Raw genomic sequence first — 4,572 nt, 5'->3', positions numbered from 1 at the left:
GGTTATGAAAAACTCTTTCTTTCTTGCCATAGGTTTTATGTCACTCGGTTTAGGCATGTTGGGCATGTTCCTGCCTGTTCTTCCGACCACTCCCTTCTTACTTCTAGCGAGCGCCCTGTTTTTACGCGGTTCTGATAAATGGGCAAATTGGCTTTACAACCACAAAATCTTTGGCACACCGGTGCGTAATTACATGGAGCATAAATCGGTCGACAAGCGCAGCAAAATCGCTGCAATGGCACTGCTTTGGACTACCATTCTGATCACCGTATGGATTGTCGACATGATTTGGTTGAAAATTATTTTAAGTGCAATCGCCACAGCCGTTAGTATCCACATCCTTAACCTTAAAACCACAACTCAAGAAGAATGATCTCAACCCTTTCGTGGGTTCCTAAAGACCAAATTGATGGGATCCTTTTCTTCCCATGTAAGCGGCTGCAAGAAAACCAAACAATGTTGGCAACCAGAATGAGAGCAATCGGTAGCCTAAAATAGAGACCACAACAATATCCGCAGGTCCCTTAAGACTTTCGAACAACGCAGTCATTGAGCCTTCAATTACTCCGAGTCCCCCCGGGAGGATAAAGGCTATCTTTCCTAACATTAGTGGCAGGCTATAACCAGCTAAGAGCACACTCAAGTTGACCTTGTATCCTGCCGCCAGGAAAACCAGGTAAAGCGTCAGCATATCGAATCCGATACTGGCTAAAGCTCCAAGTGCTGGCTTAAACCAGCTACCCTGGTTGAGTGATCTCCAGGCAGCTATAAGACGGTCGACGGAAGCATTGGTCTGTTCAGAGTCATAATCTTTATGACGCAATTTTGCCCAACCTGCTCCAACTTTGGTGGCAATAAACTTGACGGCTTTCGGTCTTTTTGCTGCCATGACCGTCATCAAGAGCAGTGCGCCTAAAAAAACCAAAACAACACCATATCCTATCAATTGCATTTTTGTCAGGTCGTGTACGATGAACAAATACGTAACCCCGAGTATTGAAACTAACATCAAAGCGGCATCATTTAACAATGCGGGCAATATACTGGCGAGAGAAGCGCTTTCCGAATTGGCTTTGTCCAATTTCATCCATCCATATGTTGCAGCCGCTCCGCCGATCCATCCGCCTGCAACCAAACCGACGCTGTAAGATGCCAGAGTGATCAACACACCTTGCCAGATTGAAAAATTCTTATCACGATTGGCAACAATAGCCTGTAGCATATAACCACTACCTAAATAACTGAGTAATTGGGCGAGGGCTGCTGATACGACTAACCACCAGGTCATACTCTTTAATACCGCAAGAGATTTTTCAAAGGTGGCGATTTGAGGTAAAAGCAGATGCGTAGCCAGTCCCAAGATGAACAAGAGTGTCAGAAATAACCACCATCTTCTTTTAGGTACAACTTGGGTTGGAGTCGTTTCAGGCATTTTTAATATTATGGTAAAACCACTTTTTTACGAGCTCAGCTGCCAGCATGTAAAGCAATACAATACCTGCAATCAGGGCGATATAGTGGAAAGGTAAGGGAACAAAACCCAATAAAGGACCGACTTTTGAATAGGGTAAAGCAACAGTAATACCCGCTACCAGCACAGTCATCATGACCATTGCACTACTCGGCTTGCTTCGAAAAATTGGCAGTCTGGTACGCACTGCGAAGACTATAAACGAAGCAGAAAGAATGGATTCGATGAACCAACCTGTCTGAAAAACTTGTTGGTTTGCTTTCATAACATACATCAGCACAAAAAACGTGGCATAGTCAAAAATCGAACTCAAGAGCCCAAATGTGAACATGAAACGGCGAATAAACTTGATGTCCATTCTACGTGGACCTTTGATCACCTCTCCGTCCACGTTATCACTGGCGATGGTCATTTCTGGAAGATCGGTTAGAAAGTTGATCATTAAGACTTGCTTTGGCAGCATTGGCAGAAATGGCAATATCAGTGATGCCCCTGCCATGCTGAACATATTCCCAAAATTTGCACTCGTAGCCATGAAAATGTACTTTAGTGTGTTGGCGAAAGTCTTTCTACCCTGTAGAATCCCTTCCTTAAGTACGTTTAAGTCTTGTTTTAACAACACAAAATCTGCGGCCTCTTTCGCCACGTCAACTGCGTTAGCAACCGAAATTCCAACGTCAGCACTGTGTAATGAAGGCGCATCATTAATGCCATCTCCCATGTACCCAACCACATGCCCACGTTTTTTGAGCGCCAGAATGATGCGTTCTTTCTGGTTTGGGTCTACTTCAGCAAAAATTGTGTAATTCTCAACAACGTGCATGAGAGCTTCATCGCTTGTATGGTGTAGCTCATCACCTGTGATCAGTTTTTCATCCGTCAAACCAATTGCCTGGCTTATATGACGGGAAACCAGTTTGTTGTCACCAGTGATGATCTTGAGGTTCACCCCCATTTTTTCTAGACCTTCCAGGGTTTCTTTTATGCCTTTTTTCGGTGGATCCAGGAAAAGGAGGAAACCCATGAAACACATGTCTTGTTCGTCTTCAGTTCGAAAATCAAGCCGTTCTGTTCCCATGTTACGAGTAGCAATACCCAAAACGCGATAACCTTGCTCACTCCAATTTTCGAACCGCTGGTTGATATCAGCAAGATTATCAGATTCAAGAGGTATTGGTTTGCCTTGCACCTCAACCTGACTGCATATCTCCAGTACGTTCAGCAGTGCGCCTTTTGTAATCATGGTTCTTAAATTGGTGTTATCCCGGACAACAATGCTTAGGCGCTTACGGATAAAGTCATAAGGGATCTCATCAACTTTATCGTATTGTTCTGCTCCAGGATCTTCCTGGGCGATAATGGCATCATCCAAAGGATTGGCTATGCCTGTCTGCAAGGACGCATTTAGCCGCGCAAGTAGTCGTAACTTTTCTGATGGAAGTCCTTGCACATCGACCACGCCATTTAGTTGCACGACTCCTTCAGTGAGGGTGCCCGTTTTGTCGGTGCAGAGAATATCCATACTGCCGAAGTTCTCTATTGCCTCAAGACGCCGTACGATAACACCACTCTTCCCCATTTGTTGAGAGCCTTTGGATAGGTTCATGTTAATAATTGCCGGTAGAAGTTGGGGGGTGAGCCCAACAGCCAGGGCAATCGAGAATAAGAGTGAATTAAAAACAGGTTTGTTCAGAAGCACATTGAAAAAGAAAATCCCAATCACCAAAATCAACATGACTTCTGTGAGAAGGAAACCAAAGTGTTTGATGCCAGTTTCAAACTCAGTCTCAGGTGGTCGCAGGTTCAATCGGTCTGCTATCTGACCAAACTCAGTCGCCCGACCAGTCCCGGTGATAACAACATTTGCAGAGCCGCTACGAACGCTGGTGCCCATGAACACTACGTTAGAACGATTCTGCAGGTTCGTGTCTTCCATGCATTGTCCAGGTCGCTTTTCAACCGGCAGAGTTTCTCCAGTGAGAAGAGCTTGATTGACGAAGAAATCATTAACACTCAAAATCAACCCATCTGCTGGGATCAGACTACCGGCAGAAAGCATGACAATATCACCTGGAACAATGTTTTCACTTGGTAAGGTAACGACCTGACCATCCCGCATGACCTTGGAATTGAAGGAAAGCTGTTCTTTCAGTTTTGCTGCGGCATTCGATGCGTTGTATTCCTGAAAAAAACTCAATAAGGCGCTTCCTAAAACAATCAGGATAATAATCCCTGCATCTGTCCAGTCCTTTAAAAAGGCAGATATCACCACAGCAACGAGCAGGATTAACATGATCGGGCTTCTAAACTGACTCAGAAAGAGCTTGAAAGTTGTGACCCTTTCATGGCTTTGAATCTGATTAAGACCGTATTTCTTGATCAATTTTTCGGCTGCGGTGGTGCTTAGACCATTGGGCGATGATTGCAGTCTTTCCAAAACTGTTTCAATTGAAAGTGCCCAGTAAGGGAAATCAGACATCAGATGGCTCCTTTTTTATCCATACGACAAGAGAACCAGAAAAGATAAAGACTATCTTTGGAGATAATGAATATTATACTCATTCCATTTTTTTAGTAGATCGTTGTCTATACCATTTGTGTTTGTTTTGGTATCAGAGCAATTTAGGGCGCTATCAGCTTCGGACGTGGACCTGGTGCTGGTATATTATTGACGCAAATCTTCGCTGATAGATACCACGCCTTGCGCTTTTTCCGTTGACGTTTGGAAATAATCCTGCTATTATCAATTTAATTATGACCCCCATAATAAAAACGAATTGGCTGAAGCGTTTTTTTCTCAGAATCAAACATGAATCGCGTTGGTTGTCGCCTGGTACCGGATACAAACGCTGGTTGGGACTGACTGTTATCGGTGCCATGCTGCTTGGCTTGGGCATGGCTGTGGTAATTCTGGATTATTATCGGTCAACCACAAGCGAGTTACTCACTCCGATTCTGGCAGTTCTCTCCTTGCGTTTTCTGGACCGCCCGATTCGTTTTTTGCTCTTTGGCGGGCTGGGCTTTATCATGATTATGGTTGGGGTCTGGGGTGCCAACCGTTCTTTGCTAAAGCCATTTGAAGTTGGTGGAAAGCCAGTATG

4 protein-coding genes are annotated in these 4,572 nt (G+C 44.4%); 2 read left to right on the top strand and 2 right to left on the bottom strand.

Annotated elements, in window-relative coordinates; genetic code table 11:
* Nucleotides 1–373: YbaN family protein (locus tag NC238_07620; GenBank protein ID MCM1565808.1), on the top strand; the 373-nt coding region annotated here is incomplete at its 5' end.
* A gap of 21 nt (nt 374–394) precedes the next feature.
* Here the strand turns inward: NC238_07620 and NC238_07615 are convergent.
* Together NC238_07615 and mgtA are read right to left on the bottom strand one after the other, a co-directional pair.
* Nucleotides 395–1,432, bottom strand: a complete 1,038-nt coding sequence (locus NC238_07615) for a flippase-like domain-containing protein (protein ID MCM1565807.1) — start codon at nt 1,430–1,432, stop codon at nt 395–397.
* Nucleotides 1,425–3,950 carry a magnesium-translocating P-type ATPase gene (mgtA, locus tag NC238_07610; protein MCM1565806.1) on the bottom strand — a complete coding sequence of 842 codons (2,526 nt, stop codon included), beginning with the start codon at nt 3,948–3,950 and terminating at the stop codon, nt 1,425–1,427. The genes NC238_07615 and mgtA overlap by 8 nt, the downstream gene beginning before the upstream one ends.
* A gap of 344 nt (nt 3,951–4,294) precedes the next feature.
* Between mgtA and NC238_07605 the strand changes: the two genes are divergently transcribed.
* The coding region (locus tag NC238_07605; protein MCM1565805.1) for a hypothetical protein at nt 4,295–4,572 on the top strand (278 nt) is incomplete at its 3' end.

Origin of the sequence: Dehalobacter sp. (genome assembly GCA_023667845.1) — a bacterium.
In the GTDB taxonomy this organism is placed as follows: domain Bacteria; phylum Bacillota; class Desulfitobacteriia; order Desulfitobacteriales; family Syntrophobotulaceae; genus Dehalobacter.
This window is presented reverse-complemented; position numbering and strand designations above follow the sequence as displayed.